Here is a 26,181-nt window from a genome sequence, read left to right as displayed (position 1 = left end):
ATTCACCCACCGCGACGCCGTGGTCGTGTACCGTGGTGGATGTCGGGAGTAGCAACTCCCCTTCTTCACGTCATCCGCGCCGAGCCAGCGTGAGCCCATTCAGGGGCCGTGGCCGAGGAGCGCGGGACAGATCGGAAACTCAATGTCAGTTCAGCACACCCTGTTCAGCCACCCGACCACGGACCAGCCGCACATCGCGGTGAACCTGGCCGAGTCGGGCCAGTGGGCGCACGACACCCTGTTCCACGAGCCGGTGATCCCCGCCCAGAACACCGAGCACAACTCCTGATCACCCCCTACCTGACCAGCGCTTATTTGAGCAGCGCTTCCGCGCCCAGCGGCAGGTAGCCCGCGGCCAGCACCGCACGCAGCGAGGCCGCGTTTCCCGGCGCCACCTGCGCCCACACCGGCTCACCCGCCGGGGTCAACGCCCGAGCCGACGCGAACAGCGCCCGCCCGAGGCCCTTGCCCCGGAACTCCGGGTCCACCTCGGCCGCGACCTCCCAGCGTCCGCCGAGCCCACGTCCCAGCAGCACCAGTCCGCCAGGGCAGGTCCACACCCGGACCTCGGCGCGGAACTCCTCGGCCAGCCGCACCCGATCGTGCGTGCGCGTATCGGCTGGCCGCAGTTCCAGTTCCGGCCCGCCGCGGACCGCCGGTGCGAGCAGCACCGCGTCGATGTTGTTGACCTGCCTGCCGATCCGGCCGCACAACGCGGTCAGGAACGGCGGGTTCAACGGCGCCGACAGGTCGTCGGTGGGCAGCTCGGCGCGCACCCAGTCCGGGTCCACATCCGCGACCACCACGTGGTGCGCGGTGAAGGCCAGCACCGCGGGCACCTGTTCGGCGCCCTGCGGCAGCACGGTCACGCCCCCGTCGGGCGGGGGCGGATCACCGTGCGCGGCCCGGGTCAGCAGTTCGCTCAGCACGATGCCTAGTGAACCGGATCCGGCAGTGGCACGGCCTGCCCGGTGACCCGGATCCGCGGATCGGCCGGATCGATCTCCACGATCAACAGGCTCGGCCGGCCCAGGTCCTCGCCCTGCCGGATGGTCAGCAGGGTCGGCCGGTCCAGGTTCGGCCGCAGGTAGCCGCCCAGGGCGGCCGCGGCCGCGCCGGTGGCCGGATCCTCCACCACCCCGCCGACCGGGAACGGGTTGCGGGAGTGGATGGTGCCGTCCGGGTCGAAGTACACCAGCTGCAACGTCACCCAGTTCTCCTGCCGCATCAGCGCGGCCAGCGGCTCGAACTCATACGACAGGTCGGCCAGCCGCTTGCGGGTGCGCGCGGCCAGCACCAGGTGGTGGCCGCCGCCGTAGGCCACCACCGGCGGGTGCGCCGGGTCCAGGTCGCGTGGATGCCAGTTGAGGTAGGTCAGGGTCTCGGTGAGCAGCGCGGGCGCCACCGGCGCGAACCGGGTGGGCACGCTGGTCAGGGTCGCGCTGGCCACGCCGTCGGTGATCCGGGTGTGCACCGGGATCTCGCCCACCGGGGTGTCGAAGGTGTAGTCGCCGGGGCCGTGGCGTTCGGTGAGCGCGACCGCGGTGGCCACCGTCGCGTGCCCGCAGAAGGCCACCTCGGCCAGTGGGCTGAAGTAGCGGACCTCCGACCGCCACGGGTCGGCGCCGGGCAACACGAACGCGGTCTCGGAGTAGCCCAGGTAGGCGGCGGTGGCCTGCATCCGCTGGTCGGTCCAGCCCCTGGCGTCCAGGACGACCCCGGCCGGGTTGCCGCCGGCCGGATCGGCGGTGAAGGCGGTGTAGCGCAACACCTCAGTGCTCGTGGCTTGCTGTGTCATGGCTTCAGCCTCGTCCCGATTCGTCATGCTGTCCAACGATCGTTGCTCATGATGCCAATCGGAATTCGCGATAGCATGGCGGGGTGGACACTCGGCTGCTGAACACCTTCCTCTCGTTGAGCCGCAACGGGAACTTCACCGCCACCGCCAGTGAGCTGCACCTGGCCCAGTCCACGGTCACCGTGCAGATCCGCACCCTGGAGAAACAGCTCGGCGCCCGCCTGTTCGACCGCCTGCCCGGCGGAGCCGAACTCACCGCCGCTGGCAGACGACTGCTCCGCCCCGCCGAGGACCTGCTCACCGCCGAGGCCGCCCTGCGCACCGCGGCGGGTGCGGACGGCCCGCCCAGCGGCGAGGTCACCCTGGCCGCCACCGAATCCCTGTGCGCCTACCGACTGCCGGAACTGATCACCGCCCTGCGCCGCGAGCAACCGCGGATCGAGATCCACCTGCTCCCGGCCGGCACCGCCCTTGGCGCCCGGCTGCTGCACACCGGCCAGGCCCAGCTCGCCCTCACCCTGGACGCCGCCCCCGCCGCCGAACTGACCGCCGAACCCCTCGGCCACGAACCCCTCACCCTGGTGTGCGCCCCGGAGCACCGCCTCGCCGGCCGCACCCCACGCTGGTCCCAGCTGGCCAGGGAGAGCTTCTTCCTGCTGGAACAGGGCTGCTTCTACAGCGACCGCCTCGCCCACCGGCTCCTGGCCGTCCAGGACGCCGCGCCCCGGCTCACCCGCTTCGGCAGCATCGAGGCCGCCCGCTCCTGCGTGGCGGGGGGCCTGGGCCTCGGTCTGTTCCCCACCATCGCCATCCGCGACCTCCTCGACTCGGGCCGCCTGCTCGCCCTGCCGCTCCCGGCGCACACCGAGGCCCCCGTGCTGCTCACCCACGACCCCCGCCGCTCCCCCAGCCCCGCCACCCACGCCGTGGCCACCGCCCTGCGCGCCCACTGGGCCACCGGCGGGTCCACGCCCTAGCCTGAGCCGATGGGCGACCTCCCGAAGTGGCTCACCGCCGTGCCCATCGCGCACCGCGGCCTCTACGACCTCACCGCGGGCATCCCGGAGAACTCGCTGCCCGCCTTCGAGGCCGCCCTGCGCCAGGGCTTCCCCTGCGAACTCGACGTCCGGTTCAGCGCCGACGAGGACCTGGTGGTCAGCCACGACGCCGACCTGCCCCGGCTCACCGGCGTGCCAGGCCCGGTCCGGGCCAAGACCGCCGCCGAACTCGGCGCGCTCCGGCTCAACGGCACCGGACACGGCATCCCCCGGCTCACCGAGGTCCTCGACCTCGTCGACGGCCGGGTCCCACTGCTCATCGAGACCAAACACGCCCACCCGCTCGAGGGCCGCGGCATCGAGGCCGCGCTGCTGCGCCAGCTCCGCGGTTACCGGGGTGAGGTCGCGGTGCACTCCTTCGACCCGGTGGCCGTGTTCCGGTTACGCCGTCTGGGTGTCCGCGTACCGCTCGGGCAGATCTCCGGACTGCTGCCCAAAGCCGATCCGGTGAGCCGATTCCTCGGCCGCAGCCTGGTCGGCAACTTCGTGACCAGGCCGGACTTCCTCAGCCTCGAACTGGCCGCACTGCCATCGCGGGCCGCCACCTACTGGCGGGACCGGGGGCGGCCGGTGCTCGCCTGGCCGGTCGGTTCGGCCGCTCAGGCGAGAAGGGCTCAACAACTGGCCGACAACATCATATTCTCCGGGTTCGTCCCCTCCAGCGAGCATTGACACCAGGGCGGTACCGGTGGCCGGCAAAGACAAGTCCGCGGCAAACCCCGACCACGGCGAGTACGGGCGGGTGGCCCGGCAGTATGTGATCGACCTGCGGGACCGCTACCGGTTCCGGTCCCGGTGGAACCGCCGGTTCTTCCGGTTCACCGGCATCCTGGTCACCGTGCTCAGCATCAGCCTGCCGCTGATCACGGTCATCTCCTTCCCCCAGAAGGACCTGACCATCGCGGTCATCGGCGTGGCCATCGCACTGAGCACCGGCCTGCACTCCTTCTACCAGTGGGACAAGAACTGGGGCCTGCTGCGCCGCAGCGACTTCAAACTCACCGAGGCATACTCGGCCTGGGAGCTGGAGATGCACCACGCACAGTCACTGGTGGACGGGCCGAACAAGGAGCAGCGCCGCTACGACGCGACGAAGGCCCTGCTCGACAAGGCCAGCGTGATCCGCGGCAAGGAATCGGAGAGTTACTTCGACGCCCTCCAGTTCCCCCAAAAGCCTGGCCCCGCAGGGGAGAAAAAGCCGGACGGACAGTAACGCTGACGCATGATCAATCGATACTTTCCCCAACTTGACCCCCCGAAGGACTGAAAGGCTGCCCCCTTCGGTCTAGGCTGCGGGCCATGCATGAGGTTGCCGAGCTCGACTGTCACGAGCTGCTCCTCCGGCTGGCCGGCCGGCTCCCCGACGCCCAACTGTGGCGATTCCGGGACTGGCTCGCCAGCGGAGCGCAGGTGGTGCTGGCTAGGTCGCTGCCGGCCAGCCTGCTGCAACACCGGATCGCCCTGACCGAACGCGAACACCGGCTGCTGTCGGACTCGCTGACCCCCTACGGCGCGGACCGCGCGGCCCTGGCCGCGATCATGGTCGTGGACGAGGTGGGCCGCAGCGGGCACAAGTTCAGCCTGGACCACCCGGAGACGCCCAGCGGCAGCGACGCGGTGGCCGTGGTGCTGGCCGCCGCGCTGCGCAGCCGGGCCGGGGTGCGCGAGGTCCGCTGCACCTGGCGGCGCGGTCAGCGCCCCGGTGAGGTGGGCAAACGGGTTGTCCTGGTCACCGCCTCGGCCGATCTGGCCGGACTGGCTGGTGAGGTGCAGCGGGTGCTGCGCGCACTCGGCGAGCACGAACCGTGCGTCGAGGTGCTGCCATCGGGGATGGAGCTTCCCGACTACCACCACGCGGCCTGGGAGGCCGCGGAGCTGGTGTGTGTCGGGGTCGAGGGAGGCGTGGCATGGACGGCATGACCCTGGCCGACCGGATCCACCAGCTGTTGCTGGAGCTGGCGGGCCGGATCGACGACGACGCGGTGCTGGCCGCCCGCGAGCACGCCGCGCTGCTGGAGTACGAGCGAGCGGCCGAGCTGATGCTGGGCGCGCTGCTGGCCGGGCGGATCTCGATCACCCCGGCCGAGCAGTACCGGCTGCGGCACGTGCTCGACGAGGTGCGCATCGACCCGGCACTGGCCGACCAGGTGGTGGTCTCCGAGGTCCGCCTTGGCGACGGCCACCGGTTCAACAGCGGCAACGACCCCATCCCCGGCCTGGAACGGGTACTGGCCGGCGTGCTGCGCAGGCTGCCCGCGCTGCGCTCGGTCTGGGGCACCTGGCGCACCACCCCGGCCGGTGCGGCCGCCGGCGCGGTGCCGCACCAGGTGCTGCTGATGGAGGTCGGCCCGGAGGGCTTCCCCTCGGCCGTGGTCTACCAGCTCAACCGGGCCATGCAGCAGGCGGGCGTGCGCTCCTCGATCGAGGTCTTCCGCACCGGCGAGGAACTGCCCGAGTACCACGAGAAGGCCCTGGCCACCGCCCGCCGAATCGACGTGCCCGGCTACGAGGCCGAGCCGATCCGGGAGCGACCGGTCGCCCGCCGCGCCCGCTCGGAACCTCCGCCGCCACCGCCCGCACCCAGCCCCGACGTCACCCAGATCGTGGTCACCCCCGATCCCCCGGCCCTGGCCGACACCGAACTGTCCCCCGTGCCGCCGCCGATGATCCGGCCGGACGAGGACCCGGTGGCCACCACCACCATCCACGCGATGGACCCCATCCCGGCCGACCCGGACCTGGACGCCCCGCTGTCCACCCCCGCCATGGCCGACCTCCCGCTGCCGTCGGCGAGTGAACCCGCCACCAGCTCGGCCGAGGCCAAGCTGACCGACCGGGAACGCGGCCTGCTCCGCCAGCTGCACCAGGAGCTGGCCGAACGCGAGCAGAAGCCCAAGGCCACCAAACCCGGCCCGTGGCAGGTCGCCGGCCCCACCCCGATGGAGATCACCGGCCCCAACGGCTTCGGCCAGGCCAACGGCCACCCCAAACTCGGCCACTGACCCACCAACGACATCGGGGGCCTGCCGCGACAGCCGCGACAGGCCCCCGACGTTTGCCCTCAGCTGATCAACGCCACTCGAACACCCGCACGTAGTCCACGCTCAACCGCTGCGGGAACACGGTGCTGCCATCCGGGTTGCCCGGCCAGTTCCCACCGACCGCCAGGTTGAGGATCATGAAGAACGGGTGGTCGAACACCCAGCGCCGCCCGCCCAGGTCGGCCGGGGTGCGCCGCTGGAACTGCTGCCCGTCGACGAACCACTTGATGTCGGTCGGCGACCACTCGATGGCGAAGGTGTGGAAGTTCTGCGAGTACGGCCGCCCATCCGGCGAGGCCTTGGACGCCCCGATCCCGCCGGAGCCGGAGTAACCGGGCCCGTGCAAGGTGCCGTGCACGGTGTTGGGCTCCCGGCCGATGTTCTCCATGATGTCGATCTCGCCGCAGTCCGGCCAGCGCGTGCCGGGGAAGTTGTTGCCCAGCATCCAGAACGCCGGCCAGATGCCCTGGCCGTAGGGCAGTTTCATCCGCGCCTCGAACCGCCCGTAGGCCCGCTCGAACTTGCCCTTGGTCAGCAGCCGCGCCGAGGTGTAGTCGCAGGCCCGCCCGTTCCAGCACTGCCCGTGCGTCTCCCGCCGCGCGGTGATCACCAGGTTGCCCGCGCCGTCGGTGGCCGCGTTGGAGGTCCGGTCGGTGTAGTACTGCAGTTCGTTGTTGCCCCAGCCATTGGCCTGGGCGTTGCCGATGTCGAAGTTCCACTTCCCGCGGTCCACCCCGGCCCCGTTGGGCCCGTTGAACTCGTCGTTCCACACCTGCACCCAGGCCGCGGGCGCGGCACTCGCGGGTGCCACCGGAGCGGAGACGCCGACCGCGGCCAGGAGGGTGGCCAGCGCGACGGTGACACACTTCCGTCGGCTCGTCCTCGTTGACATGCAGCCTCCAGTTGAGGTCAGGGCACTCCCCGGAAACGAGAGAGCGCTCTCAACATGGCGGCGGACATTCATGACAGCGGGTGGGGCACTCGGCTGTCAATCCGTCGACCGTCTTGCGCGGTCCGGTTCGAGGGCCGGATCCGGTCCGTAGGGTGACCGCCGTGAGCGAGGTGGATCGCACCGGCAAGATCCGGTTCCTGGTGTCGCACGACTACGGGATGGGTGGCCTGTGGTGGTGGATCCGGGCCCGTTCGGCCGAGGAGATCGTCCTGACCCTCGCCGAGACCGAGGTGATCACCGATCCCGGTCAGCTGAGCGCGGCGGCGTCCTGGTCGCTGGCGGAGGTCGACATCGACGAGGTCGACGGGGACCCCGCGCTGGCCGAGCTGCGCGCGGAGCGGGATGGGCAGCGGGATCAGCCGGGGTTCGGCGCGCTGGTCGGCAGGCCGCTGGTGTACCTGAGCGATCAGGACGACCCGGAGGACGATTCGGTCTACCTGGTCGAACTCGGCCCCGACGGAAGGCGGCTCCGGCAGGTGGAGGTCCGGCCGGACGGCGGGCACGAGCGTTCGACCGAGCGGGACTGGCCGTTCAACCCGCCCTTCGACCTGCACGACCCCCGGTTCGCGGCCATGGAGATCGACGTCGAGGTCTTCGAGCGGGCCTGGCGGGGTGCCGCCGAAGCACCTCTGGCACAGGGTGGACAGACGGTTGATACTGGGTGAATGCATCGTGGTCCTGACCTGCCACCGCCGTCGGAACCCATCGACGTCGACGTCTATCAGCACCGGTGGCCGACCGGGGTGGAGAAGGCCGAGCTGTACGACGGGGTGCTGATCTTCCAGGGCCTGTTCGACGAGCGGGATGTGCAGATCGCGGCGCGGGCCTATCCGGGGCGCCGGGTGGTGCTCGGCAGCGACAACTGCCTCGAGGTGCATCCGGCCAACTGAGCCCGGCCCCGCTCAGGCGGGCACGGCCCGCACCGTGTGCGAGGGCGGTCGCCCGTAGGTGCCGCGGTAGTACTCGGAGAACCGCCCCAGGTGCGCGAATCCCCACCGGGTGGCGATCTCGGTGATCGTTCCGGTGGCTCGGCCCGCGGCGATCTCCAGGAGTTCCTGGTGCACCAGGTCGAGGCGGACCCGGCGCAGGTGTTCCAGTGGGCTGATGCCGAGGTGTTCGCGGAAGCCGCGTTGCAGCTGGCGGACGCTGAGTCCGGCCGCGGCGGCGATGTGCGCCACCGAGATCGGTTCGTGCGCGTGTTCCTCGCAGTAGGCCATGGCCCGGCGCATCGAGCCGGGCGGGGCGGCCGCGGTGTGCCGGGTCAGCGCGCCGGTCAGCGCGTGCGGCTGGGCGTCCAGCAGAGCCTGGATGAGGAGTTGCTCGAAGTGGCGCAGTGCCAAGGGCGACTGGGCGAGCAGTTGGGCGTGCCGGGGGTCGGCCCAGCTGTTGACCAGGCCGAGCCAGGCCGCGGCCGCGGGTGCCTGGTGCCGGATCTCCGGGTCGAAGTGCAGCAGGCCGCGCGGTTCCTCACCCAGGCGGACCCGCAGCGCGTCGGCGATCTTGGCGGGCGGGACGACCAGGTAGCGCATCACGCTGCCGGGCGAGATCGCCTGGGTGAGGTGTTGTTCCGGGCCCTGGATGGTGTGGCCCGCGGCCAGGTCGTGGCCTTCCAGGTCGGTCCGGACGGCGCCCCGCACCTGCACCCGCACCACGTACCCGTCCGGCCTGCCCTGTCCGCCGAGTTCGTAGGCGGAGTCGCTGGCCACCTCGCTGAGCGCGGTGCCGACGCCGCCGATCCGGTCCGGGTCGGGCAGGCCGGTGAGGTGGGTGGTCCAGAACCGGCCGGTGCGCCGGTCGGCCGAGCTGAGCCGGACCGGGTCCGGCGCGCAGTAGTCGACGTACATCGCGTACATGGCCTCGAAGCCGGCGCCGGCGAGGAACGCCTTGCGCCTGCTGGGATCGAAGGGTTCGTCCGACAGGGTCACAGGCAGTCCTCCGTTGCGCCGGCTGGGTCAATTCCAGCAGAGCGCGACCGACTCCCTGTCACGCCCCGGCCACGGGCGAGTCACTTCAGCCCTGGCTGAATCCGGTCATTCCGGGCGGCTCCCACCCGGTAATCGAGTACCGGGCGGGAGCCGCGCGGCCGGGCTCAGCCGATCTTGTCCGCGGCGAAGAACCGGCGCAGTTCGGCCACCAGCGCCTCGGGCTGTTCCTCGGCCACGTAGTGCCCGCTGTCCGCGATCTCCACCAGCTCGTAGTCGTTGGCCTGCTTGGGCAGCGCGCGGGCGGTGGCGTAGTGGTAGCCCTGGTCGCCGCCGACGCCTAGCACCGGGGTGGTCAGCTTGGCGTAGCCGCGGTTGTCGGCGATGTCCTGCCGCCAGGTCTGGTACCAGCCGTTGCCGGCCCGGATGGCCTCGGGCTGGTCGTAGGCGTTGGCGTAGACGGTGCGCGCCTGCTCGTCGATCTTGCCCTGGTCCAGCAGCATCGCCTGGTAGAGCCAGTCGATGAGGTGCCGGGAGCGGCCGGCGAGGAGCTGTTCGGGCAGGCCGTGGAGGTGGTTGAAGGCGAACCACCAGGGGTGCACGCGGTCGGGGTGCGGCGGCAGCATGGGGATCTCGTCGAGGCTGTCGTCGGGGTGCGGGACGTCGATGAGCGCGATCCGGCGGGCGGTCTCGGGGTGGTTGGCGGCGAAGCTGTGCGCGACCATGGCGCCGATGTCGTGCCCGGCCACGTCGGCCTGTTCGATGCCCAGGTGCCGGAGCAGTTCGTGGATGTCCTTGGCCATGGTCTTCTTGTCGTAGCCGGCCGCGGGTTTGGCCGAGCCGCCCATGCCGCGCAGGTCGACCGCGATGACCCGGTGGTGCTCGGCGAGCGCGGGCATGATCTTGCGGAACTGCCACCAGGTCTGCGGCCAGCCGGGCAGCAGCACCAGCGGGCTGCCGGTGCCGCCGATGACGTAGTGCAGGCGGGTGCCGTTGACCTCGGCGTGCTCGCTGCGGAAGTCCCCCGACAGCGTGGCGGCGAGGGCGGCGTCGGTGTACCGATCGGTCACAACAGTCTCCATTTTCCAGAACGAGCATTCCAATAAAAGGACAAAAAGAAGACCGCGCCACCCCAGGAGAGGGCGCGGCCGGTTCAGTCGAGCAGGGACAGTGCCTGCCGTTCGGCATCCAGCAGCCGACGCGGATCCGGCGTCTTGGCGATCACCCGGACCCCCTGCAGGAAGGTCACCAGGAACCGGGCCAGCCCCCGCGGATCCCGGCTCTCGGCCAGTTCGCCCTGGGCCTGCGCGCGGGTCAGCGCGCTGGCGAGCACCATTTCCAGCCCGTCGAGGCTGAGTTCGGCGCGGCGCCCGGCCACCGCGTCGGCCGGGAGTAGCTCCACCACCGTGTTGGTGACCAGGCAGCCGCGTTTTTCCTTGTCCTGCAAGGAGTCCTGCACGTATCGGCGGACCAGCGCGCGCACCTCGGGCAGTACCGGACCGGCCTTGGACAGTCCGCTGAGCATCAGCACGTCGGTCAGTTCGGCGTAGTGGTCCAGCGCGCGCAGGTACAGCTCGTGCTTGCCGCCGAAGGTGGCGTAGATGCTGGCCCGGTTGACGCCGAGGTGGTCCACGAGGTCCTGCATCGAGGTGCCCTCGTAGCCCTGCCGCCAGAACAGTTCCATCGCGGCCCGCAGTGCCACGTCCGGATCGAACTCCTTGGTCCTGCCCATGGACCGAACCCTAACAGATTCCAGAACGCTCGGTCCAGTTAATGACTCAGGAGCCCGACACCGGCTCCAGCAGGAACACCGGGATCACCCGGTCGGTCTTCTCCTGGTACTCGGCGTAGTTCGGGAAGGCGGCGACCGCCCGCTCCCACCACAGCGCCTTCTCCTCGCCGGTGATCTCCCGCGCCAGGTAGTCCTTGCGCACCGCGCCGTCCTGGAGTTCCACCAGCGGCGTGGACTTGAGGTTGAAGTACCAGACGGGGTGCTTGGGCGCGCCGCCGAGCGAGGCGACCGCGGCGTAGACCCCGTCGTGCTCCACCCGCATCACCGGCGACTTGCGCAGCTTGCCGGACTTGCCGCCCTTGGTGGTCAGCACGACCACGAGCCGATCATCCAGCACCGTGTTGCCCCGCGCCCCGTTCGAGCTTTCGAAAAGCTCCACCTGGTTACGCACCCACTCGCTCGGGCTGGGCTCGTACTCGCCGGTCAGTGGCATGCCACCGGTCCTCTCCATCCACCGCGCTCCGCTTTTCAAAGCACCTAACCAGCCAACACCCCACCAGCTCCCCCCTATTCCAAACCCGTGCCAATAACCCCCAACCCCCACTTGCACTTAGTTCAACAAACCCACTACCTTCCCACTTGAACAAAGTGCAACCCCAACCGAAGGAGCCCCCATGCCCACCCAGATCACAGTGTCGGCCGTGCAGTTCCTACTGGCCGCGACCTTCGTACTCATCCCCTACGTCGGCGCCCGCCACGGCACCGCTGCCCAGGAGGCCGCCGAGAAAAACGTGACCCACCAAGGCTTCCCAGCCGACCTGCTCACCCGCCACGGCATCAACTTCGGCGCGAGCAGAACCAGCCTCGTCATCGCCTTGACCATCGCCGGCTGCCTGGCCACCCTGGGCACCCTCACCCTGACCACCCCCGACCTGGCCCGCCCCCTGGCCTGGATCACCCACCCGATCATGCTGATCCTGGGCCTGGTCATCATGCCCGGCGAGGTCTTCACCACCCACTACCTCAAGGCGGCCTTCCGCAAAGCAGCGGACCCGTCCCCCCAAGGCCTGGACATCGCCGCTTTGGTCGCCGCGGCGACAAAAACCTACCCAGCCTGGTTCCCCACCGTCGTAGCCATCCGCTTCACCACAGCCACCGCGGGCTCAATCCTGGTACTGCTCCTGCTGACGCTCTGACCGGGGCAGGGACCCGGCCAGCAGCGAGAATCAGTACTCCGCAGGCCCAGCCTGCACAGCCCCGACGTACAAGGTGTGCGCCTCCGAGAACGCATCCAACGCACCCTGATCCCAACGCAAAGTACTCACCCCGGCCCCCCGTCCAGGCAGCCCAACGGTGACACTGCCGGGAGTCTGCTGCTGCTCCGGAGCCCCAATCCCGGTCCAGTGCAACACAATGTGCGCCGACTTACCCCCCGCGAGGTACACCGGCGGCGCCCCCGCGTTGTCCGCGACCACAGTCACCCCAGGAGCCCCCTGCAAGGTCACCGGCAACGCCCCGGCGAGCTTGCAGGCGGTCCCCCGCTTGGCGGTGAACTGAACAGAGGCATACCGCTGCCCCGCCCCAGGCGACCCAGCGACCAGCGTCGCGTCCAACTGCCCGGCCCGGCAAGGCTGATCGGTCGGATTGGCGACAGCAGACCCAGCCCACAACGCCCCGCCCGCAGCGGTGGCGGCGAGCACGGCGACGACGGCGAAACCCCGCCGAAGATTCAGTTTCATGGCGATCTCCTCGGTAGAACGCGCTGTACACCGAGAAAGACGCACCACCCCGATCAAGGTGCCCCCAACGTGACCCGCGAGACACCCAACCCAGACACCCCGGGACTGATCCCCCCAAACCCGACTACCTTCCCGCCCATGCCCCACCCCTCCCCCACCGCAACCCCCACCACAGCCCCAAAACCCACCGCACCCCCGAAACCCAACCCAACTCCGGCCACCACCGCCCCAAACCCCACCGCGACTCCGGCCCCCACCCCCACCGCCACTCAGAAACCCACCGCAACCCCCGCCACCAACCTGAAACCCGCCACCCCACCCACCACCACGCTGAAGGCCACCGCAGCCCTCCTCACCGCCCTGACCACCACCGCCTGCACCACCACCCCACCAACCCCGCCATCCCCACCCACAACCGCAACGGCGACCACGCCTCCCCCCGCGCCCAACCCCCAAGCCCGCCCAGACCTCTGCACCAACCTCGACGCCCTGACCGCCGTCGCAGGTCCAACCTTCACCCTCGCCACCGCAGCCCTACTCGACGGCGAAACCCCGCAAGAACGCACCCGGATAACCCAAGCAGTCGACAACATCGCCCACTTCAGCATCGCCCTGCTGAACAAAACCCCCAAGGAGATCGACAACAACCTCCGCCAACTCGCCTACGCCGCCAGCGCCGCCAAAACCGCCCTGACCAACAACATCCCCACCCCACAAGCAATCTCTCCCCTGGAAACCCGAGAGATCACCACAGCCCGAAACGCCATAACCGCCTACCGCGGCCCCTGCTGACCGGACACCCCGCGCCACAACCTCAGCCGCAGCCCAGCCCCGCCTCAGCCGCCTCATCCGCGGCCATCCACGCCCCAACCCGCCTCACCCGCGGCCCAGCTCAGCCCCGCCAGGCCACCGCGCGGCCGGGCCACAACCCCGCCGCACCACAACTCCGCTGAGCCACAACTCCGCCGCGCCATAGCCCGGCCGGGTCACGCCGCGCACCAGACCGTGCCCAAGCCAGCACTGTGCCCAAGCCAGCTCCAGCCCTGCCACTCCCGCCCGCCCGGCTGCGTTCAGGAACCGCGCTCCTCGAGACCCGCGCCCACCGCGCCCCGCGACCTGACCATCCACCTGCCACTCGGCCGAGCCTGACTCGCCCCGCCGCTTCATCCCGACGCCGTACCCCGGGCCACCACAACCCCTGCCGCCGCCCTCGCGCTTCACGCGCAAGCCCCACTCAGCCGCGCGCACCCTGCTCAACCCCGCGCACCACACTCAACCCCGCACACGACTGGCCCCACGCTCAACACCTGACGCGCGCGTTGACGCACCAAGCGCTCCGCATACCAGCCGCTTGCCCCAGACCGCCTGCCCCAGCCGCCCGCGTCAGCAGCCCCAGCCGCGCCGGCCACGCCTGCCGCCTCCCTGCACTGCACGTCCCGGCCCGCCCAAGCCCGGCTCAGCCCGGCCCGAGCCCCTCGCCCCACCCGGCCCCGCCCTGTCTGGCCCGGCTGAGCCCATCCAGCCCTACCCGGCCGGGCCCAGCTCCAGCCCAGCCCGGCGCTCGCCCCAGCCCGGCGCTCGCCCCAGCCCGGCGCTCGCCCCAGCCCGGCGCTCGCCCCAGCCCAGCCCAGCCCCATCCAGCCCGGCCCAGTCCCAGCCCAGCTCAACCCGGCCCAGCCCCGGCCAACCCCACCCCGCCACCCCGCCCTGACGGGATCCGCCGCCGCCACCGTCCCTCTGCGGAACGCAAAAACCCGCGTTTAGGTTGCCCCACCCTCTGGATCATCTCCCCCAACCAGGTGAACCCCACCCACCCCCAAACCCAACGCCCCCCACATCATCCCAGCTCAAGCCCACCACCCCAACTCGAGGCACCCCAACCAAATACACCCTCACGGGGTCACAGCCAAGAACACGAACGCGCTGAACACCATCAAGTGCACCGCCCCCTGCAACACCGTCGCCCGCCCCGACACGATCGTCAGCGTCGACACCACCCCGGTCAGCGCGAGCAACACCATCTCCTTCGCCCCCAACCCCAGCACCAACGGCCCCGTCAACCAGATCGACGCCAGCGCGATCGCCGGGATCGTCAGGCCGATGCTCGCCAGGGCCGAGCCCAGGGCGAGGTTGAGGCTGGTCTGGAGGCGGTCTCGGAGGGCGGCTCGGACGGCGGCGACGGTTTCCGGGAGGAGGACGAGCAGGGCGATCAGGAGGCCTACCAACGATCTTGGCGCGCCGGCGGATTCCACCGCGGATTCCAGGGCCGGGGAGACTGTTTTGGCCAGACCGACGACGCTTACCAGGCAGAGCACCAGCAGGGCGAGGCTCAGCCAGGCGGTGCGGGCGGTGGGGGCGGGGGCGTGTTCGTCGGGGGTGCAGTCGCCCTTGGGCAGGAAGTAGTCGCGGTGGCGTTTGGTCTGGACGAAGACGAAGACCGCGTACATCACCAGCGAGGCGACGCCGGCGAAGGCCAACTGCGGGCCGGTGAAGGTGGGGCCAGCCGAACTGATGGTGAAGGTGGGCAGCACCAGGCACACCGTGACCAACGCCAGGGTGACGGCCAGGGCGCCGCCGGAGGCGTGCGCGCGGAACTCCTGGACGCGGTGGCGCAGCGAACCGGCGAGCAGGGCGACGCCGACTATGCCGTTGCAGGTGATCATGATGGCGGCGAAGACGGTGTCGCGGGCCAGGGAGGCGCTGTCGGGGCCGCCGGAGGACATCAGGGTGACGATCAGGGCCACCTCGATCACCGTGACGGCGATGGCCAGGATCAACGTGCCGAAGGGTTCGCCGACGCGGTGCGCGACCACCTCGGCGTGGTGCACCGCGGCGATCACGCCACCGGCCAGGCCTGCGCAGACGAGTATCAGCAGCACCGCGTTGAGGCCACGCCCCCAGGACGCGACCAGCAGCACCAGGGCCAGTGGCGGGACGATCAGACTCCACCTGGGCAACGCGGCCGAGGTGTCCGGGGCGGTGTCGGTCGGCGGGTTCACGCCCCTGACCCTAATGTCCGGATTCCGTTCGTGCGCGCGGGCGGCAGCCCGATGATCAGTCCATTGTGGTGTCCTCCGGCACACCGCGGGCCAGCTCGGCCAGCACCCGCAACGCCGCGGCCAGGGTGCCCATCGGCGGCGCGGACAGGGCGAGGCGGACGGCGTTGGGGGCGTGGCCCGGCACCACGGCGAACGCGGCGGCCGGGGTGACCGCGATGCCCCGGCGGGCCGCCGCGGCCACGAAGGTCTCCGCCCGCCACGGCGCGGGCAACTCCCACCAGCAGTGGTACGCGGCCGGGTCGGCGCGCCGGGTGAACCCGGCGAGGTGTTGGGCGGCAAGGGTTTGCCGGGCGCCGGCGTCGAGGCGTTTGGCGGACTCGATCGCGGTGGCGGTGCCGTCGGTGAGCCAGTGCCGGGCCGCGGCCATGGCGAAGGCGGGCGCGGCCCACGCACCCGAGCGCAGCGCGGCCGCCAACCCATCGGTCAGTTTCGGTGTGGACACGATGAAACCCAGGGTCAGGCCGGGGGCCAGGCGTTTGGACAGGCTGTCCACCAGCACGGTGCGTTCCGGGGCCAGCGCGGCCAGCGGCGGCAGCTCCGGCCGCAGGAAACCGTAGACGCCGTCCTCGATGAGCGGGATGTCGTTGCGGCGCAGTGCTTCCACCACCTCGACCCGCCGCTGTTCGGACATGGTGACGCCGAGCGGGTTGTGCAGGGTGGGCTGCAGGTACACCGCGGGCACGGTGTCCAGCGCGGCGGGCAGCACGCCGTGCTCGTCCATCGGCAGCGGCACCAGGGTGACGCCGAGGCGGGCCGCGATGCCCTTGATCACCGGATAGGTCAGCGCCTCCACGCCGAGCCGTCCGCCGGTGGGCACCAGTGCGGAGATCGCGGCGGCCAGGCCCTGTCTTCCGTTGCCGGAGAAGAGGATCCGGCTGTGCTCGGGGGTCCAGTCGCCGCGCCGCAATCCGATCGCGGCGGCCGCGCGCAGGTCCGGATCGCCGGTCACGCCGAGCGGGCGCAGGGCGGCGGCGAACACGTCGGGGCGGGTCAGACCGGCCAGCGCCGCGGCGAGTTGTTCGGGCTGGCCGGGCAGGACCGGGAAGTTCAGTTCCAGGTCGACCTGCGCGGCGGCGGGTTCGGACAGCGCGAGACCCGGCGCGGGTTCGGCGGCGCGCACGAAGGTGCCGCGGCCGACCTCGCCGACGACCAGGCCGCGGCGCACCAGCTCGCCGTACACCCTGGCCGCGGTGGACCCGGCGATGCCGTGGCGGCGGGCGAACTGGCGCTGCGGCGGCAGCCGGTCCCCCGGCCGCAACCGCCCGACGGCGATCTCGGCCGCGATCCGGTCCGCGACCACTCGGTAATCTCGCATCATTGCTCCGAGCACATTGTTTTCATTGCACCGGGATAGTGCACCGAATAGCGTCGAGTCGTCAACCGTGACCAGGGAGAACGACATGGAACTCAGTTTCGACGACCAGGGTGCCGGCGAGCCGGTGGTGCTCGTGCACGGCCACCCGTTCGACCGCTCGATGTGGCGCCCGCAGGTCGAGCACCTCACCGCGGCCGGCCTGCGGGTGATCACCCCGGACCTGCGCGGCTACGGCCGGAGCCCGGTCGTGCCCGGCGTCACCGGCCTGGACGTCTTCGCCGCCGACCTCGCCGAACTGCTCGACCGGCTCGGCGTGGACCGCTTCGTGCTCGGCGGCCTGTCCATGGGCGGCCAGATCGTGCTGGAGTGCTACCGCCTGTTCCCGCACCGCATCCGCGGATTGCTGCTGGCCGACACCTTCGCCGAGGCCGAGACCGCCGAGGGCAGGGCCGACCGCAACGCCCAGGCCGACCGGCTGCTGCGCGAGGGCATGGCGGGCTACGCGACCGAGGTGCTGTCCAAGATGGTGGCGCCGCGGACGATCCGGGAACAGCCCGAGGTCGCCGCGCACGTGCTGCGCATGATGAACGCCGCGCCGCCGGAGGGCGCCGCCGCCGCGTTGCGGGGCCGCGCCGAGCGCCCGGACTACCTGCCGCTGCTGCCCACCATCACCGCGCCGACGCTGGTGGTGGTCGGCAGCGCGGACGAGTTCACCCCGATCCGGGACGCCCGCACCATCCAGCAGGGCATCCCCGACGCGCCGCTGGTGATCATCGACGGCGCCGGGCACCTGCCGAACCTGGAACGCCCGGCCGAGTTCAACGCCGCCCTGGACCGCTTCCTCTCCGTGGTGTTCGCGCGACCCGGTCCGGTGCCGCGCTGACCTGGATGGCCGATAGGCCCGTCCCAGCTGTCCACCTACCGTGGTTGCCATGGCCACTGACCTGCAACGACGCAAGATCAGCCGGGTGTTCGCGGCACTGGACGCCAACAGCGACGGGTTCCTGGAGGAAGGCGACTTCGCCGCGCTGGCCGCGCGCTGGATCGAGGTGCGCGGGCCGGGCGATCACCAGCTGCTGGAGCAGATCATGCTCGGCTGGTGGGCCACCCTGCTCGCCGCCTCCGACCTGGATCGTGACAACAAAGTCACCCTGGACGAGGTGCTGCTGGTGGTCGATCAGCTGCCCGAGATGCCGGAGGCGGTCACCGGCACCGCGGCGGCGATGTTCGAGGCCATCGACGAGAACCAGGACGGGTTGATCTCCGCCGCGGAGTACCGGCAGCTCATCGAGGTCTGGAACGGCCGTCCCACCGACACCGACGCGATCTTCCCCGCGCTGGACGCCGACGGCGACGGCCGTCTCTCGCACGAGGAGTTCGGCGACCTCTGGTACGAGTTCTGGGCCGGGGACGACGCCGACGCCCCCGGCACCCTGGTGTTCGGCCCGCTCTAGTAGTCGGCTGCCTTGCTCTGCACGACCCAGAGCGTGCCGCCGAACTCCGGATCGCTCGTCTTCGGTTTGGCGTTGTAGGCCAGGGTCAGGAAGGTCCCGGCGCTGATCTCCACGCTGGAGGGGTTGGCCTGGTCCTGCGCGCCGGAGTTGTAGATCGGCAGCACCTTGCCCTTGGTCCAGTCCGCGATGGGGTTGCTGATCATCATGCCCGCGGTGGGGCGCCCCGCGCGGGCCCGGTCGCCGTAGGTGAAGAGCAGCTTGCCGCTGGCGGTCTTGAGCAGGTGGTGCGAGCTGGCGAGCACATCGCTGAAGCTCTGGTACTCGTAGTCCGGGGTGGCGGTGTAGGGGTTCCAGCGCACCACGATCGCCGGTGACCCGCCGCCGTTCTGCTCGGACCGCACCACCGCGACCACCGTGCCGCCGTACTGCACGAAGCTCGGCTCGAAGTACTTCCGGCCGGGCGGGTTGGCGTTGCCGATGATCTGGTGCGCCGAACTCACCACCAGCCGGGGGTCGCCGGTGGGCCGGTAGGTGGCCCGGATGAAGTGCGCCCCGCCCTTGTACCCGGTCTGGTCGTTGTCGACGGTGTAGACCGGGATGAGCACCTGGTCGGTCTGGGAGCCGTTGTCGGCCAGCGCGAGCGGGCTGCCGTGGCTGAAGATCCCGGCGCCGATGCCGGGCGCGGTCAGCTGGACCGGGTCGGTGAACCGGGTCCAGCCGGGCTTCCACACCGAGTAGTAGACCTTGCCGCCCGGCACGAAGAAGGTCATCAGCACGCTGCCGTCCGGCATCATGCCCAGCTTGGGATCGCGGGTGTCGATCCCGGCCATGGTGCCCGGATCGGCCAGCGCGGGGGTGGGGTTCTCGCTCCACGTCCGGCCGTCGGCGCTGCCGAAGGACAGCTGGATGGTGCCCACCGCCCCGGCGTGGGCGGTGGCCCGGTGCCACACCGCCATCAGCCTGCCGTCCCGCAGTTTCAGCACGTCAGGGAATCGCGCCTCGTACTCCCCCGGCTCCTGCACGATCTTGGCCACCGTGCTCGCCTCGGCCGCCGCCGGCTGCGCGAGCAGCCCGGTCAGCAGCAGTGGCGCCGCCACGATCCCCAGCCAGCGCGTTCGCTGTGTCATCCCCACCCCGTCCATTCGTGTGGCCGAACAGCCGGGCCCATCCTGCAACACAGAACCGCCCGGCACGGTGACCCCGTGCCGGGCGGTTGCGGAAAGCCTGTGTCAGACGGTGAAACCGAGCGCGCGGAGCTGCTCGCGACCGTCGTCAGTGATCTTGTCCGGGCCCCACGGCGGCATCCAGACCCAGTTGATCCGGACCTCGTCGACCAGGCCGGGGCCGGTCAGCACGGCGCGGGTCTGGTCCTCGATGACGTCGGTCAGCGGGCAGGCCGCGGAAGTCAGCGTCATGTCCAGGATGCAGACGTTGTCCTCCTCGACGTGGATGCCGTAGACCAGGCCCAGGTCGACCACGTTGATACCCAGTTCGGGGTCGACCACGTCACGCATGGCCTCCTCGACATCGGCGACCAGGGCCAGCTCGACCTTGGGCTCGGCGGGCAACTCCGGCATCCCGGCGACCCCGCGCTGCACTTCCTGCTGCTCTTCGGTGCTCATCGCGCACCGGCTCCTTCCCCGACGACCTGCGCCACCGCGTCCTTGAATGCCATCCAGCCCAGCAGCGCGCACTTGACGCGCGCCGGGTACTTGGCCACTCCGGCGAAGGCGATGCCGTCCTCCAGCACGTCCTCGTCCGGTTCCACCTTGCCACGGCCCTGCATCAGCTCGCGGAACGCCTCGTGTTTGGTCAGCGCCTGCTCCACCGTGGTGCCCACGACCAGGTCGGTCAGCACCGAGGTGGCCGCCTGGCTGATCGAGCAACCCTGGGCGTCGTAGGAGACGTCGAGGATCTTGGCGTCCAGCCCTTCGCCCACCAGCTGCACCCGCAGCGTCACCTCGTCACCGCAGGTCGGGTTGACGTGGTGCACCTCGGCCTGGAACGGATCGCGCAGGCCGCGCAGGTGCGGGTTCTTGTAGTGGTCCAGGATGATCTCCTGGTACATCTGTTCCAGCTGCATCAGTTCACCCCGAAGAACCGCTGGGCCTCGCGCACCCCGTCCAGCAGGGCCTGGACCTCGGCGGGCTCGTTGTAGACGTAAAAACTGGCGCGCACCGTCGCGGCCACGCCGAGGGCGCGGTGCAGCGGCCACGCGCAGTGGTGCCCGACGCGGACCTCCACGCCCAGGCTGTCCAGCACCTGCCCGGCGTCGTGCGCGTGCACGCCGTCGATGACGAAGGACACCGCACCGCCGCGGTCCACCGGCACGTCCGGGCCGATGATCCGCACGCCGGGGATCTCCTTGAGCCCGGCCAGCGCCAGCTCGGTGAGGTGGTGCTCGTGCGCGGCCACCCGGTCCATGCCCAGTTCGGTGAGGTAGTCCACCGCCGCGCCCAGCCCGATCACCTGCGAGGTCATCGGCACCCCTGCCTCGAACCGCTGCGGCGGCGGGGCGTAGGTGGAGCCCTCCATCTTGACCAGCTCGATCATCGAGCCGCCGGTGATGAAGGGGGGCATCGCGGAAAGAAGCTCGTGCCGTCCGTAGAGCACACCCACTCCGGACGGCCCGAGCATCTTGTGTCCGGAGAAGACCGCGAAATCCACTCCGAGCGCCTCGAAGTCAACCGGGGCGTGCGGCACCGACTGGCAGGCGTCCAGCACGGTGAACGCGCCGACCGCCCGTGCCCGCTCCACCAGGGACCGCACCGGGTTGACCGTGCCCAACACGTTGGACTGGTGCGCGAACGCGACCACCTTCGTGTTGTCGTTGATCAGTTCGTCCACGTTGGACAGATCGAGCCTGCCGTCCGGGGTGACCCCGAACCAGCGCAACGTCGCGCCGGTGCGCCGGCAGAGTTCCTGCCACGGCACCAGGTTCGCGTGGTGTTCCATCTCGGTCACCAGGATCTCGTGACCGGGACCCACCTGGAACCGGGACGCGAGGTCGCCCGCGGTGGCCGCGTTGCTCATCGCGTAGGCCACCAGGTTGACGCCCTCGGTGGCGTTCTTGGTGAACACCACCTCGTCCGCGCCGACGCCGATGAACGCGGCGATCTTGGCCCGCGCCTCCTCATAGGCGTCGGTGGCCTCCTCGGCCAGCTGGTGCGCGCCGCGGTGCACGGCGGCGTTGCTGGTCTCCAGGAAGTGCCGTTCCGCGTCCAGCACCTGGCGCGGACGTTGGGAGGTGGCTCCCGAGTCGAGATAGACCAGCCGTTTGCCGTCGCGCACGGTCCGGCCCAGGATGGGGAAGTCGGCCCGGATGGCGGCGACGTCCAAAGGTGCGGCAACAGTGGTCACAGGGAGCCGCCTCCTTTCGCTGTCCGCATGTGGTGGTGGGTGCTTCTCAGTACGGGAAACCGTTGCCGATCAAGGGAAATTCCCTCAGACGGCAGCGGCCTCCGGCTTGCCCGCGTAGCGGACGTAGCCCTCGTTCTCCAGGCGCTCGGCCAGTTCCGCGCCGCCGGACTCGACGATGCGGCCACCGGCGAAGACGTGCACGAAGTCGGGGGCGATGTGCTTGAGGATCCGGGTGTAGTGGGTGATCAGCAGCACGCCCACCTCGCCGTCGGCCTTGTAGCGGTTGACGCCCTCGGACACCACGCGCAGCGCGTCGACGTCCAGACCGGAGTCGGTCTCGTCCAGCACCGCGATCTTCGGCTTGAGCAGCGCCAGCTGCAGGATCTCGTGGCGCTTCTTCTCACCGCCGGAGAAGCCCTCGTTCACCGAACGCTCGGCGAAGGTCGGGTCGATGTCCAGGTCGGTCATGGCCGCCTTGACCTCCTTGACCCAGTGGCGCACGGCCGGAGCCTCGCCACGGACCGCGGTGGCCGCGGTGCGGAGGAAGTTGGACATGGACACGCCCGGCACCTCCACCGGGTACTGCATGGCGAGGAACAGGCCCGCGCGGGCCCGCTCGTCCACGCTCAGCTCCAGCACGTCCTCACCGTCGAGCAGCACCGAGCCGCTGGTGATCGCGTACTTGGGGTGCCCGGCGATGGCGTAGGCCAGGGTGGACTTGCCGGAGCCGTTGGGCCCCATGATCGCGTGGGTCTCACCGGCCTTCACGGTGAGGTTGACACCCTTGAGGATCTCCTTGTTCCCCTCATTGGTGATGACCTCTGCGTGCAGGTCCTTGATCTCCAGAGTAGCCATGGTCTGTCGTTTCTCCTGGTGAAAGCAGTCAGCGGTTCGTGGGGGTGGCCGGGTCCACGTAGACCTCGCCCTCGCGCACGCTCACCGCGTACACGTCGATCGGTTCGCTGGCCGGCGGGGTCAGCGGCTCGCCGGTGCACAGGTCGAAACCCGCACCGTGCAGCCAACACTCGATGGCGCCGTCACTGACCTCGCCACCGTCGCTCAGGGTGACCTCGGCGTGCGAGCAGACATCACGCAGCGCGTGCACCCGCTCGCCGAGGCGGACGAGCACGACCGGCGTGCCGTCCACCTCGGTGCCGTGCGGTTTGCCCTCGGCCAGTTCGGCCAGCGGGCACACCCTGAACTCGGTCATGCGCCGACCGCCTCGAGTTCTGCCTCGATGGCGGCCTCGAGGCGCTCGCGGACCTCGGGCACGGTGATCTTGGCGAGGATCTCGCTGAAGAACCCGCGCACCACCAGTCGCCGAGCCTGCTCGACCGGGATGCCCCGCGCCTGGAGGTAGAACAGCTGCTCGTCGTCGAAGCGGCCGGTCGCCGACGCGTGACCCGCGCCCTCGATCTCGCCGGTCTCGATCTCCAGGTTCGGCACCGAGTCGGCGCGGGCGCCGTCGGTGAGCAGCAGGTTGCGGTTCAGCTCGTAGGTGTTGGTGGCCTCAGCGGTCGCCCGGATCAGCACGTCGCCGATCCACACCGTGTGCGCGCCCTCGCCCTGCAGCGCGCCCTTGTAGACCACGTTGGACCGGCAGTGCGAGGCCGAGTGGTCGACGAAGAGCCGGTGCTCCAGGTGCTGGCCGGCGTCGGCGAAGTAGACGCCGAGCATCTCCGCGTCGCCGCCGGGACCGTCGTAGGTCACCGTCGGGGACAGCCGGACCAGGTCGCCGCCCAGGGTCACCGCGGTGTGCCGCAGCACGGCGTCCCGGCCGAGCTTGGCGTGGTGGCTGGCCACGTGCACCGCGTCGTCGGCCCAGTCCTGCACCGAGACCACGGTCAGCTTGGCGCCGTCACCGACGACGATCTCCACGTTCTCCGCGTAGGCGCCGGAGCCGCGGTAGTCCAGCACCACGATGCCCTCGGCGAAAGCCTCGGCGCGCAGCTGGATGTGCCCGTACGCGGTCTTGTCCAGACCCGCTCCGGTCACCGTCACGATGGTCGCCGCGGTGGCCTTGGTGTCCTTCGGGAAGGTCACCAGGGTCGCCGACGGGTAGGAGCACCACGCCTGCGCGGCAACGCGGTCGGCTGGCACGCCGGCCACGCCGAGCCGGGTGTCCCCGCGCTCGATGGTCTCCACGTTCACCTCGGGCGCGGCGCTGACCTCGACCGCGGTGGTCCCGCTGGCCGGGGCCGAACCGTCGTGCAGGTTGCGCAGCCGCTTGAGCGGGGTGAACCGCCACAGCTCCTCGCGCCCGGTGGGCACCTCGAACTCGGTGACGTCGAACGAGGAGAACCACTCCGCGCGGGAGGCGTCCGGAACAACCGCACCCGCGCCGTGCGAGTGCGGCTTCACCCCTTCAACAATCGCAGTCATCAGCCGACTGCCCCTTCCATCTGCAGCTCGATCAGGCGGTTCAGTTCGAGGGCGTACTCCATCGGCAGCTCGCGCGCGATGGGCTCGACGAACCCGCGCACGACCATCGCCATGGCCTCGTCCTCGGTCAGGCCGCGCGACATCAGGTAGAAAAGCTGGTCCTCGCTGACCTTGGACACCGTGGCCTCGTGCCCCATCGACACGTCGTCCTCGCGGACGTCGACGTAGGGGTAGGTGTCCGAGCGGCTGATCTGGTCGACCAGCAGCGCGTCGCACTTCACGGTGGAGGCCGAGTGGTGCGCGCCCTTGTTGACCCGGACCAGGCCGCGGTAGGAGGTGCGGCCGCCGCCACGGGCCACCGACTTCGACACGATGGTCGAGGAGGTGTACGGGGCGAGGTGGGTCATCTTGGCGCCGGCGTCCTGGTGCTGGCCCTCGCCGGCGAAGGCGATGGAGAGCACCTCGCCCTTGGCGTGCGGGCCCATCAGCATGACGGCCGGGTACTTCATGGTCACCTTGGAACCGATGTTGCCGTCGATCCACTCCATGGTCGCGCCCTCTTCGGCCTTGGCGCGCTTGGTGACCAGGTTGTAGACGTTGTTCGACCAGTTCTGGATCGTCGTGTAGCGGCAGCGGCCGCCCTTCTTCACGATGATCTCCACGACCGCGGAGTGCAGCGAGTCGGAGGAGTAGATCGGGGCGGTGCAGCCCTCGACGTAGTGCACGTAGGCACCCTCGTCGACGATGATCAGCGTCCGCTCGAACTGGCCCATGTTCTCGGTGTTGATCCGGAAGTAGGCCTGCAGCGGGATGTCGACCTTGACACCCTTGGGCACGTAGATGAACGAGCCACCCGACCACACGGCGCCGTTGAGCGCGGAGAACTTGTTGTCCCCGTGCGGGATCACCGAGCCGTAGTACTCCATGAACAGCTCAGGGTGTTCCTTGAGCGCGGTGTCGGTGTCCAGGAAGATGACGCCCTGCTCCTCCAGGTCCTCGCGGATCTGGTGGTAGACGACCTCGGACTCGTACTGCGCGGCGACACCGGCGACCAGGCGCTGCTTCTCCGCCTCCGGGATGCCCAGGCGGTCGTAGGTGTTCTTGATGTCCTCGGGCAGGTCCTCCCAGCTGGTGGCCTGCTTCTCCGTGGAGCGCACGAAGTACTTGATCGAGTCGAAGTTGATCCCGGTGAGGTCGGCGCCCCAGTGCGGCATCGGCTTGCGCTCGAACAGCTTGAGGCCCTTGAGCCGGGACTCCAGCATCCACTCGGGCTCGCCCTTGCGCGCGGAGATGTCGCGGACGACGTCCTCGCTCAGGCCACGTCGAGCGGTCTCGCCGGCCGTGTCCGAGTCGGCCCAGCCGTACTCGTAACGACCAAGGGTGGCGAGCGTCTCCTCCTGGGTCATGGGCTCCGTGGTGGGACGCTGCTCGGCAGCGGCAGTCATGCGGGCTCCCCTCCGTCCGGGATCCGTGCGGTCTGGCCCGGCACCGGTTTCTCGGCCGGTTCCGGACGCGTGGTGGTGGTGCCCGCCGTCGGCGGGACCGGGTCGTTCTGGGAAACCGCCACGGGGATCAGCGGCAGGTGCGTGGTGCACACCGCGTCACCCCTGGCGATGGTCGCCAGGCGCTGCACATGAGATCCGAGCAGCTCGGCGAAGGCCGTTGTCTCGGCCTCGCAGAGCTGTGGGAACTCGGCAGCGACGTGCGCGACCGGGCAGTGGTGCTGGCAGAGCTGCTCACCATGGCCGACGCGCCGCGTCGAGGCAGCGTAGCCTTCGCTGCTCAGCGCCTGCGCGAGGGCCTCGGCCCGTTGCACCGGGTCGGAAACGGACAGCACGCTCGCCCGGTGCCGGTCCACCAATGTGGCGACCCGGCGCTCGGCGAAGGCGCGTACCGCCTCCTCCCCGCCGCATTCGGCGAGGTAACGCAGCGCGGCCACGGCGAGGTCGTCGTAGGCGTGCCCGAACTGGGCGCGACCACTCTCGGTGAGCAGGAAAAGCTTGGCCGGGCGGCCTCGTCCCCTCGGCTGGAGCCGGGAGGCCTCCCTGGTGCTCACTTCCTTGTCGGCCAGCAGCGCGTCCAGGTGCCTGCGCACCGCGGCCGGGCTGAGGCCGAGTTCCTCGGCAACGCTCGCGGCGGTCATCGGCCCCTGCTCCAGCAGCAGCCGGGCGACCGCCTGCCGGGTACGCCCATCAGCGCGTTCAGCCTCCACGACTGATCGCTGGGGGGTCCCGGTGTTTTTCACAACACAAGTGTTGCTTATTTACTCGCGAGCGGCAAAGGCGGGGTCCGGGGAGGTGACCCGACTCACCCCCGATGCCTACGCACTACCCTTCCTGACGTGGCGTCCGGCGAGGTAGGCAGTGGTG

At 70.4% G+C, this 26,181-nt stretch carries 32 protein-coding genes; 12 read left to right on the top strand and 20 right to left on the bottom strand.

Annotated features, from left to right (window positions below):
- Positions 1–142 precede the first annotated feature (142 nt).
- Complete coding sequence (locus HNR67_RS19450; protein ID WP_185003671.1) at positions 143–289, top strand: hypothetical protein; 147 nt, start codon at positions 143–145, stop codon at positions 287–289.
- Positions 290–311: 22 nt separating this feature from the next.
- On the opposite strand, the gene HNR67_RS19445 is transcribed toward HNR67_RS19450, so the two are convergent.
- Both HNR67_RS19445 and HNR67_RS19440 read right to left on the bottom strand, forming a co-directional pair.
- Positions 312–929: an N-acetyltransferase gene (locus HNR67_RS19445; RefSeq protein WP_312987623.1), complete on the bottom strand. Its 618-nt coding sequence runs from the start codon at positions 927–929 to the stop codon at positions 312–314.
- 5 nt (positions 930–934) lie between these two features.
- The gene (locus HNR67_RS19440; RefSeq protein ID WP_185003670.1) at positions 935–1,798 is read right to left on the bottom strand and encodes a PhzF family phenazine biosynthesis protein; all 864 of its coding nucleotides are present in this window, start codon (positions 1,796–1,798) and stop codon (positions 935–937) included.
- Positions 1,799–1,881: 83 nt separating this feature from the next.
- Between HNR67_RS19440 and HNR67_RS19435 the strand changes: the two genes are divergently transcribed.
- From HNR67_RS19435 to HNR67_RS19415, 5 genes are all read left to right on the top strand, one after another.
- Positions 1,882–2,775: a LysR family transcriptional regulator gene (locus tag HNR67_RS19435; protein WP_185003669.1), complete on the top strand. Its 894-nt coding sequence runs from the start codon at positions 1,882–1,884 to the stop codon at positions 2,773–2,775.
- Positions 2,776–2,784: 9 nt separating this feature from the next.
- Entirely contained in the window at positions 2,785–3,528 is a 744-nt protein-coding gene (locus HNR67_RS19430; protein ID WP_185003668.1) for a glycerophosphodiester phosphodiesterase family protein, read from the top strand.
- Positions 3,529–3,544: 16 nt separating this feature from the next.
- Positions 3,545–4,069, top strand: a complete 525-nt coding sequence (locus HNR67_RS19425) for a DUF4231 domain-containing protein (RefSeq protein ID WP_185003667.1) — start codon at positions 3,545–3,547, stop codon at positions 4,067–4,069.
- A gap of 86 nt (positions 4,070–4,155) precedes the next feature.
- A complete protein-coding gene (locus tag HNR67_RS19420) occupies positions 4,156–4,776 on the top strand; it encodes a hypothetical protein (protein WP_185003666.1) in 621 nt (206 codons plus the stop codon).
- A complete protein-coding gene (locus tag HNR67_RS19415) occupies positions 4,764–5,858 on the top strand; it encodes a hypothetical protein (protein ID WP_185003665.1) in 1,095 nt (364 codons plus the stop codon). The genes HNR67_RS19420 and HNR67_RS19415 overlap by 13 nt, the downstream gene beginning before the upstream one ends.
- A 67-nt stretch (positions 5,859–5,925) precedes the next feature.
- Here HNR67_RS19415 and HNR67_RS19410 read toward each other — a convergent pair whose 3' ends face one another.
- The gene (locus HNR67_RS19410) at positions 5,926–6,789 is read right to left on the bottom strand and encodes a glycoside hydrolase family 16 protein (protein WP_185003664.1); all 864 of its coding nucleotides are present in this window, start codon (positions 6,787–6,789) and stop codon (positions 5,926–5,928) included.
- Between the two features lie 161 nt (positions 6,790–6,950).
- On the opposite strand from HNR67_RS19410, the gene HNR67_RS19405 reads away from it, so the two are divergent.
- Together HNR67_RS19405 and HNR67_RS19400 are read left to right on the top strand one after the other, a co-directional pair.
- A complete protein-coding gene (locus HNR67_RS19405; RefSeq protein ID WP_221489968.1) occupies positions 6,951–7,514 on the top strand; it encodes a hypothetical protein in 564 nt (187 codons plus the stop codon).
- Positions 7,515–7,739 (top strand): hypothetical protein, encoded by a 225-nt coding sequence (locus tag HNR67_RS19400; RefSeq protein ID WP_185003663.1) that lies wholly within the window; start codon positions 7,515–7,517, stop codon positions 7,737–7,739. It begins immediately after the preceding gene.
- A 12-nt stretch (positions 7,740–7,751) separates the two neighbouring features.
- Here HNR67_RS19400 and HNR67_RS19395 read toward each other — a convergent pair whose 3' ends face one another.
- The 4 genes from HNR67_RS19395 to HNR67_RS19380 all read right to left on the bottom strand — a co-directional run bounded on the left by HNR67_RS19395 (position 7,752) and on the right by HNR67_RS19380 (position 10,996).
- Entirely contained in the window at positions 7,752–8,774 is a 1,023-nt protein-coding gene (locus HNR67_RS19395; protein WP_185003662.1) for an AraC family transcriptional regulator, read from the bottom strand.
- A 164-nt stretch (positions 8,775–8,938) separates the two neighbouring features.
- Positions 8,939–9,841, bottom strand: a complete 903-nt coding sequence (locus tag HNR67_RS19390) for an alpha/beta fold hydrolase (RefSeq protein WP_312987619.1) — start codon at positions 9,839–9,841, stop codon at positions 8,939–8,941.
- Positions 9,842–9,924: 83 nt separating this feature from the next.
- The gene (locus HNR67_RS19385; RefSeq protein WP_185003660.1) at positions 9,925–10,503 is read right to left on the bottom strand and encodes a TetR/AcrR family transcriptional regulator; all 579 of its coding nucleotides are present in this window, start codon (positions 10,501–10,503) and stop codon (positions 9,925–9,927) included.
- 46 nt (positions 10,504–10,549) lie between these two features.
- Positions 10,550–10,996, bottom strand: a complete 447-nt coding sequence (locus tag HNR67_RS19380; protein WP_185010851.1) for a nitroreductase family deazaflavin-dependent oxidoreductase — start codon at positions 10,994–10,996, stop codon at positions 10,550–10,552.
- A 181-nt stretch (positions 10,997–11,177) separates the two neighbouring features.
- Between HNR67_RS19380 and HNR67_RS19375 the strand changes: the two genes are divergently transcribed.
- Positions 11,178–11,699, top strand: coding sequence for a hypothetical protein (locus HNR67_RS19375; RefSeq protein ID WP_185003659.1), 522 nt, complete (start codon positions 11,178–11,180; stop codon positions 11,697–11,699).
- Between the two features lie 30 nt (positions 11,700–11,729).
- Here HNR67_RS19375 and HNR67_RS46685 read toward each other — a convergent pair whose 3' ends face one another.
- Positions 11,730–12,242, bottom strand: coding sequence for a DUF4232 domain-containing protein (locus tag HNR67_RS46685; RefSeq protein ID WP_185003658.1), 513 nt, complete (start codon positions 12,240–12,242; stop codon positions 11,730–11,732).
- A gap of 69 nt (positions 12,243–12,311) precedes the next feature.
- Between HNR67_RS46685 and HNR67_RS19365 the strand changes: the two genes are divergently transcribed.
- Entirely contained in the window at positions 12,312–13,034 is a 723-nt protein-coding gene (locus HNR67_RS19365) for a hypothetical protein (RefSeq protein WP_185003657.1), read from the top strand.
- Between the two features lie 732 nt (positions 13,035–13,766).
- Here HNR67_RS19365 and HNR67_RS19360 read toward each other — a convergent pair.
- From HNR67_RS19360 to HNR67_RS19350, 3 genes are all read right to left on the bottom strand, one after another.
- The gene (locus tag HNR67_RS19360) at positions 13,767–13,943 is read right to left on the bottom strand and encodes a hypothetical protein (protein ID WP_185003656.1); all 177 of its coding nucleotides are present in this window, start codon (positions 13,941–13,943) and stop codon (positions 13,767–13,769) included.
- 191 nt (positions 13,944–14,134) lie between these two features.
- Complete coding sequence (locus HNR67_RS19355) at positions 14,135–15,241, bottom strand: calcium:proton antiporter (RefSeq protein WP_312987616.1); 1,107 nt, start codon at positions 15,239–15,241, stop codon at positions 14,135–14,137.
- A 55-nt stretch (positions 15,242–15,296) separates the two neighbouring features.
- Positions 15,297–16,616 (bottom strand): aminotransferase-like domain-containing protein, encoded by a 1,320-nt coding sequence (locus HNR67_RS19350; RefSeq protein WP_185003655.1) that lies wholly within the window; start codon positions 16,614–16,616, stop codon positions 15,297–15,299.
- An 85-nt stretch (positions 16,617–16,701) separates the two neighbouring features.
- On the opposite strand from HNR67_RS19350, the gene HNR67_RS19345 reads away from it, so the two are divergent.
- Positions 16,702–17,499 (top strand): alpha/beta fold hydrolase, encoded by a 798-nt coding sequence (locus HNR67_RS19345; RefSeq protein ID WP_185003654.1) that lies wholly within the window; start codon positions 16,702–16,704, stop codon positions 17,497–17,499.
- Positions 17,500–17,548: 49 nt separating this feature from the next.
- A complete protein-coding gene (locus HNR67_RS19340) occupies positions 17,549–18,070 on the top strand; it encodes an EF-hand domain-containing protein (RefSeq protein ID WP_185003653.1) in 522 nt (173 codons plus the stop codon).
- Here the strand turns inward: HNR67_RS19340 and HNR67_RS19335 are convergent.
- The 9 genes from HNR67_RS19335 to HNR67_RS19295 form a co-directional block, all read right to left on the bottom strand.
- The gene (locus HNR67_RS19335) at positions 18,067–19,197 is read right to left on the bottom strand and encodes an exo-alpha-sialidase (RefSeq protein ID WP_185003652.1); all 1,131 of its coding nucleotides are present in this window, start codon (positions 19,195–19,197) and stop codon (positions 18,067–18,069) included. The genes HNR67_RS19340 and HNR67_RS19335 overlap by 4 nt on opposite strands.
- A 102-nt stretch (positions 19,198–19,299) precedes the next feature.
- On the bottom strand, positions 19,300–19,692 hold the full coding sequence (locus tag HNR67_RS19330) for a metal-sulfur cluster assembly factor (RefSeq protein WP_185003651.1): 393 nt from the start codon (positions 19,690–19,692) through the stop codon (positions 19,300–19,302).
- The gene (gene sufU, locus HNR67_RS19325; protein WP_185003650.1) at positions 19,689–20,153 is read right to left on the bottom strand and encodes a Fe-S cluster assembly sulfur transfer protein SufU; all 465 of its coding nucleotides are present in this window, start codon (positions 20,151–20,153) and stop codon (positions 19,689–19,691) included. The genes HNR67_RS19330 and sufU overlap by 4 nt, the downstream gene beginning before the upstream one ends.
- Positions 20,153–21,430, bottom strand: a complete 1,278-nt coding sequence (locus tag HNR67_RS19320) for a cysteine desulfurase (protein WP_185003649.1) — start codon at positions 21,428–21,430, stop codon at positions 20,153–20,155. The genes sufU and HNR67_RS19320 overlap by 1 nt, the downstream gene beginning before the upstream one ends.
- 84 nt (positions 21,431–21,514) lie before the next feature.
- The gene (sufC, locus tag HNR67_RS19315; protein ID WP_185003648.1) at positions 21,515–22,285 is read right to left on the bottom strand and encodes a Fe-S cluster assembly ATPase SufC; all 771 of its coding nucleotides are present in this window, start codon (positions 22,283–22,285) and stop codon (positions 21,515–21,517) included.
- Positions 22,286–22,313: 28 nt separating this feature from the next.
- Positions 22,314–22,640, bottom strand: coding sequence for a Rieske (2Fe-2S) protein (locus HNR67_RS19310; RefSeq protein WP_185003647.1), 327 nt, complete (start codon positions 22,638–22,640; stop codon positions 22,314–22,316).
- On the bottom strand, positions 22,637–23,812 hold the full coding sequence (gene sufD, locus HNR67_RS19305) for a Fe-S cluster assembly protein SufD (protein ID WP_185003646.1): 1,176 nt from the start codon (positions 23,810–23,812) through the stop codon (positions 22,637–22,639). Before sufD ends, HNR67_RS19310 begins: the two co-directional genes overlap by 4 nt.
- Positions 23,812–25,257 (bottom strand): Fe-S cluster assembly protein SufB, encoded by a 1,446-nt coding sequence (gene sufB / locus HNR67_RS19300; protein ID WP_185003645.1) that lies wholly within the window; start codon positions 25,255–25,257, stop codon positions 23,812–23,814. Before sufB ends, sufD begins: the two co-directional genes overlap by 1 nt.
- On the bottom strand, positions 25,254–26,057 hold the full coding sequence (locus HNR67_RS19295; RefSeq protein ID WP_407645136.1) for a helix-turn-helix transcriptional regulator: 804 nt from the start codon (positions 26,055–26,057) through the stop codon (positions 25,254–25,256). Before HNR67_RS19295 ends, sufB begins: the two co-directional genes overlap by 4 nt.
- Positions 26,058–26,181: the final 124 nt, after the last annotated feature.

It is taken from the genome of Crossiella cryophila, from assembly GCF_014204915.1.
Lineage (GTDB): Bacteria > Actinomycetota > Actinomycetes > Mycobacteriales > Pseudonocardiaceae > Crossiella > Crossiella cryophila.
This window is presented reverse-complemented; position numbering and strand designations above follow the sequence as displayed.

What these genes read in the sequence shown, in the direction of transcription:
- HNR67_RS19450 (WP_185003671.1), top strand. Translation starts at nt 143, where the DNA reads ATGTCAGTTCAGCACACCCTGTTCAGCCACCCGACCACGGACCAGCCG.
- HNR67_RS19440 (WP_185003670.1), bottom strand. Translation starts at nt 1,798, where the DNA reads ATGACACAGCAAGCCACGAGCACTGAGGTGTTGCGCTACACCGCCTTC.
- HNR67_RS19430 (WP_185003668.1), top strand. Translation starts at nt 2,785, where the DNA reads ATGGGCGACCTCCCGAAGTGGCTCACCGCCGTGCCCATCGCGCACCGC.
- HNR67_RS19420 (WP_185003666.1), top strand. Translation starts at nt 4,156, where the DNA reads ATGCATGAGGTTGCCGAGCTCGACTGTCACGAGCTGCTCCTCCGGCTG.
- HNR67_RS19415 (WP_185003665.1), top strand. Translation starts at nt 4,764, where the DNA reads ATGGACGGCATGACCCTGGCCGACCGGATCCACCAGCTGTTGCTGGAG.
- HNR67_RS19410 (WP_185003664.1), bottom strand. Translation starts at nt 6,789, where the DNA reads ATGTCAACGAGGACGAGCCGACGGAAGTGTGTCACCGTCGCGCTGGCC.
- HNR67_RS19400 (WP_185003663.1), top strand. Translation starts at nt 7,515, where the DNA reads ATGCATCGTGGTCCTGACCTGCCACCGCCGTCGGAACCCATCGACGTC.
- HNR67_RS19385 (WP_185003660.1), bottom strand. Translation starts at nt 10,503, where the DNA reads ATGGGCAGGACCAAGGAGTTCGATCCGGACGTGGCACTGCGGGCCGCG.
- HNR67_RS19380 (WP_185010851.1), bottom strand. Translation starts at nt 10,996, where the DNA reads ATGCCACTGACCGGCGAGTACGAGCCCAGCCCGAGCGAGTGGGTGCGT.
- HNR67_RS19375 (WP_185003659.1), top strand. Translation starts at nt 11,178, where the DNA reads ATGCCCACCCAGATCACAGTGTCGGCCGTGCAGTTCCTACTGGCCGCG.
- HNR67_RS46685 (WP_185003658.1), bottom strand. Translation starts at nt 12,242, where the DNA reads ATGAAACTGAATCTTCGGCGGGGTTTCGCCGTCGTCGCCGTGCTCGCC.
- HNR67_RS19350 (WP_185003655.1), bottom strand. Translation starts at nt 16,616, where the DNA reads ATGCGAGATTACCGAGTGGTCGCGGACCGGATCGCGGCCGAGATCGCC.
- HNR67_RS19345 (WP_185003654.1), top strand. Translation starts at nt 16,702, where the DNA reads ATGGAACTCAGTTTCGACGACCAGGGTGCCGGCGAGCCGGTGGTGCTC.
- HNR67_RS19340 (WP_185003653.1), top strand. Translation starts at nt 17,549, where the DNA reads ATGGCCACTGACCTGCAACGACGCAAGATCAGCCGGGTGTTCGCGGCA.
- HNR67_RS19335 (WP_185003652.1), bottom strand. Translation starts at nt 19,197, where the DNA reads ATGACACAGCGAACGCGCTGGCTGGGGATCGTGGCGGCGCCACTGCTG.
- HNR67_RS19330 (WP_185003651.1), bottom strand. Translation starts at nt 19,692, where the DNA reads ATGAGCACCGAAGAGCAGCAGGAAGTGCAGCGCGGGGTCGCCGGGATG.
- sufU (WP_185003650.1), bottom strand. Translation starts at nt 20,153, where the DNA reads ATGCAGCTGGAACAGATGTACCAGGAGATCATCCTGGACCACTACAAG.
- sufC (WP_185003648.1), bottom strand. Translation starts at nt 22,285, where the DNA reads ATGGCTACTCTGGAGATCAAGGACCTGCACGCAGAGGTCATCACCAAT.
- HNR67_RS19310 (WP_185003647.1), bottom strand. Translation starts at nt 22,640, where the DNA reads ATGACCGAGTTCAGGGTGTGCCCGCTGGCCGAACTGGCCGAGGGCAAA.
- sufD (WP_185003646.1), bottom strand. Translation starts at nt 23,812, where the DNA reads ATGACTGCGATTGTTGAAGGGGTGAAGCCGCACTCGCACGGCGCGGGT.
- sufB (WP_185003645.1), bottom strand. Translation starts at nt 25,257, where the DNA reads ATGACTGCCGCTGCCGAGCAGCGTCCCACCACGGAGCCCATGACCCAG.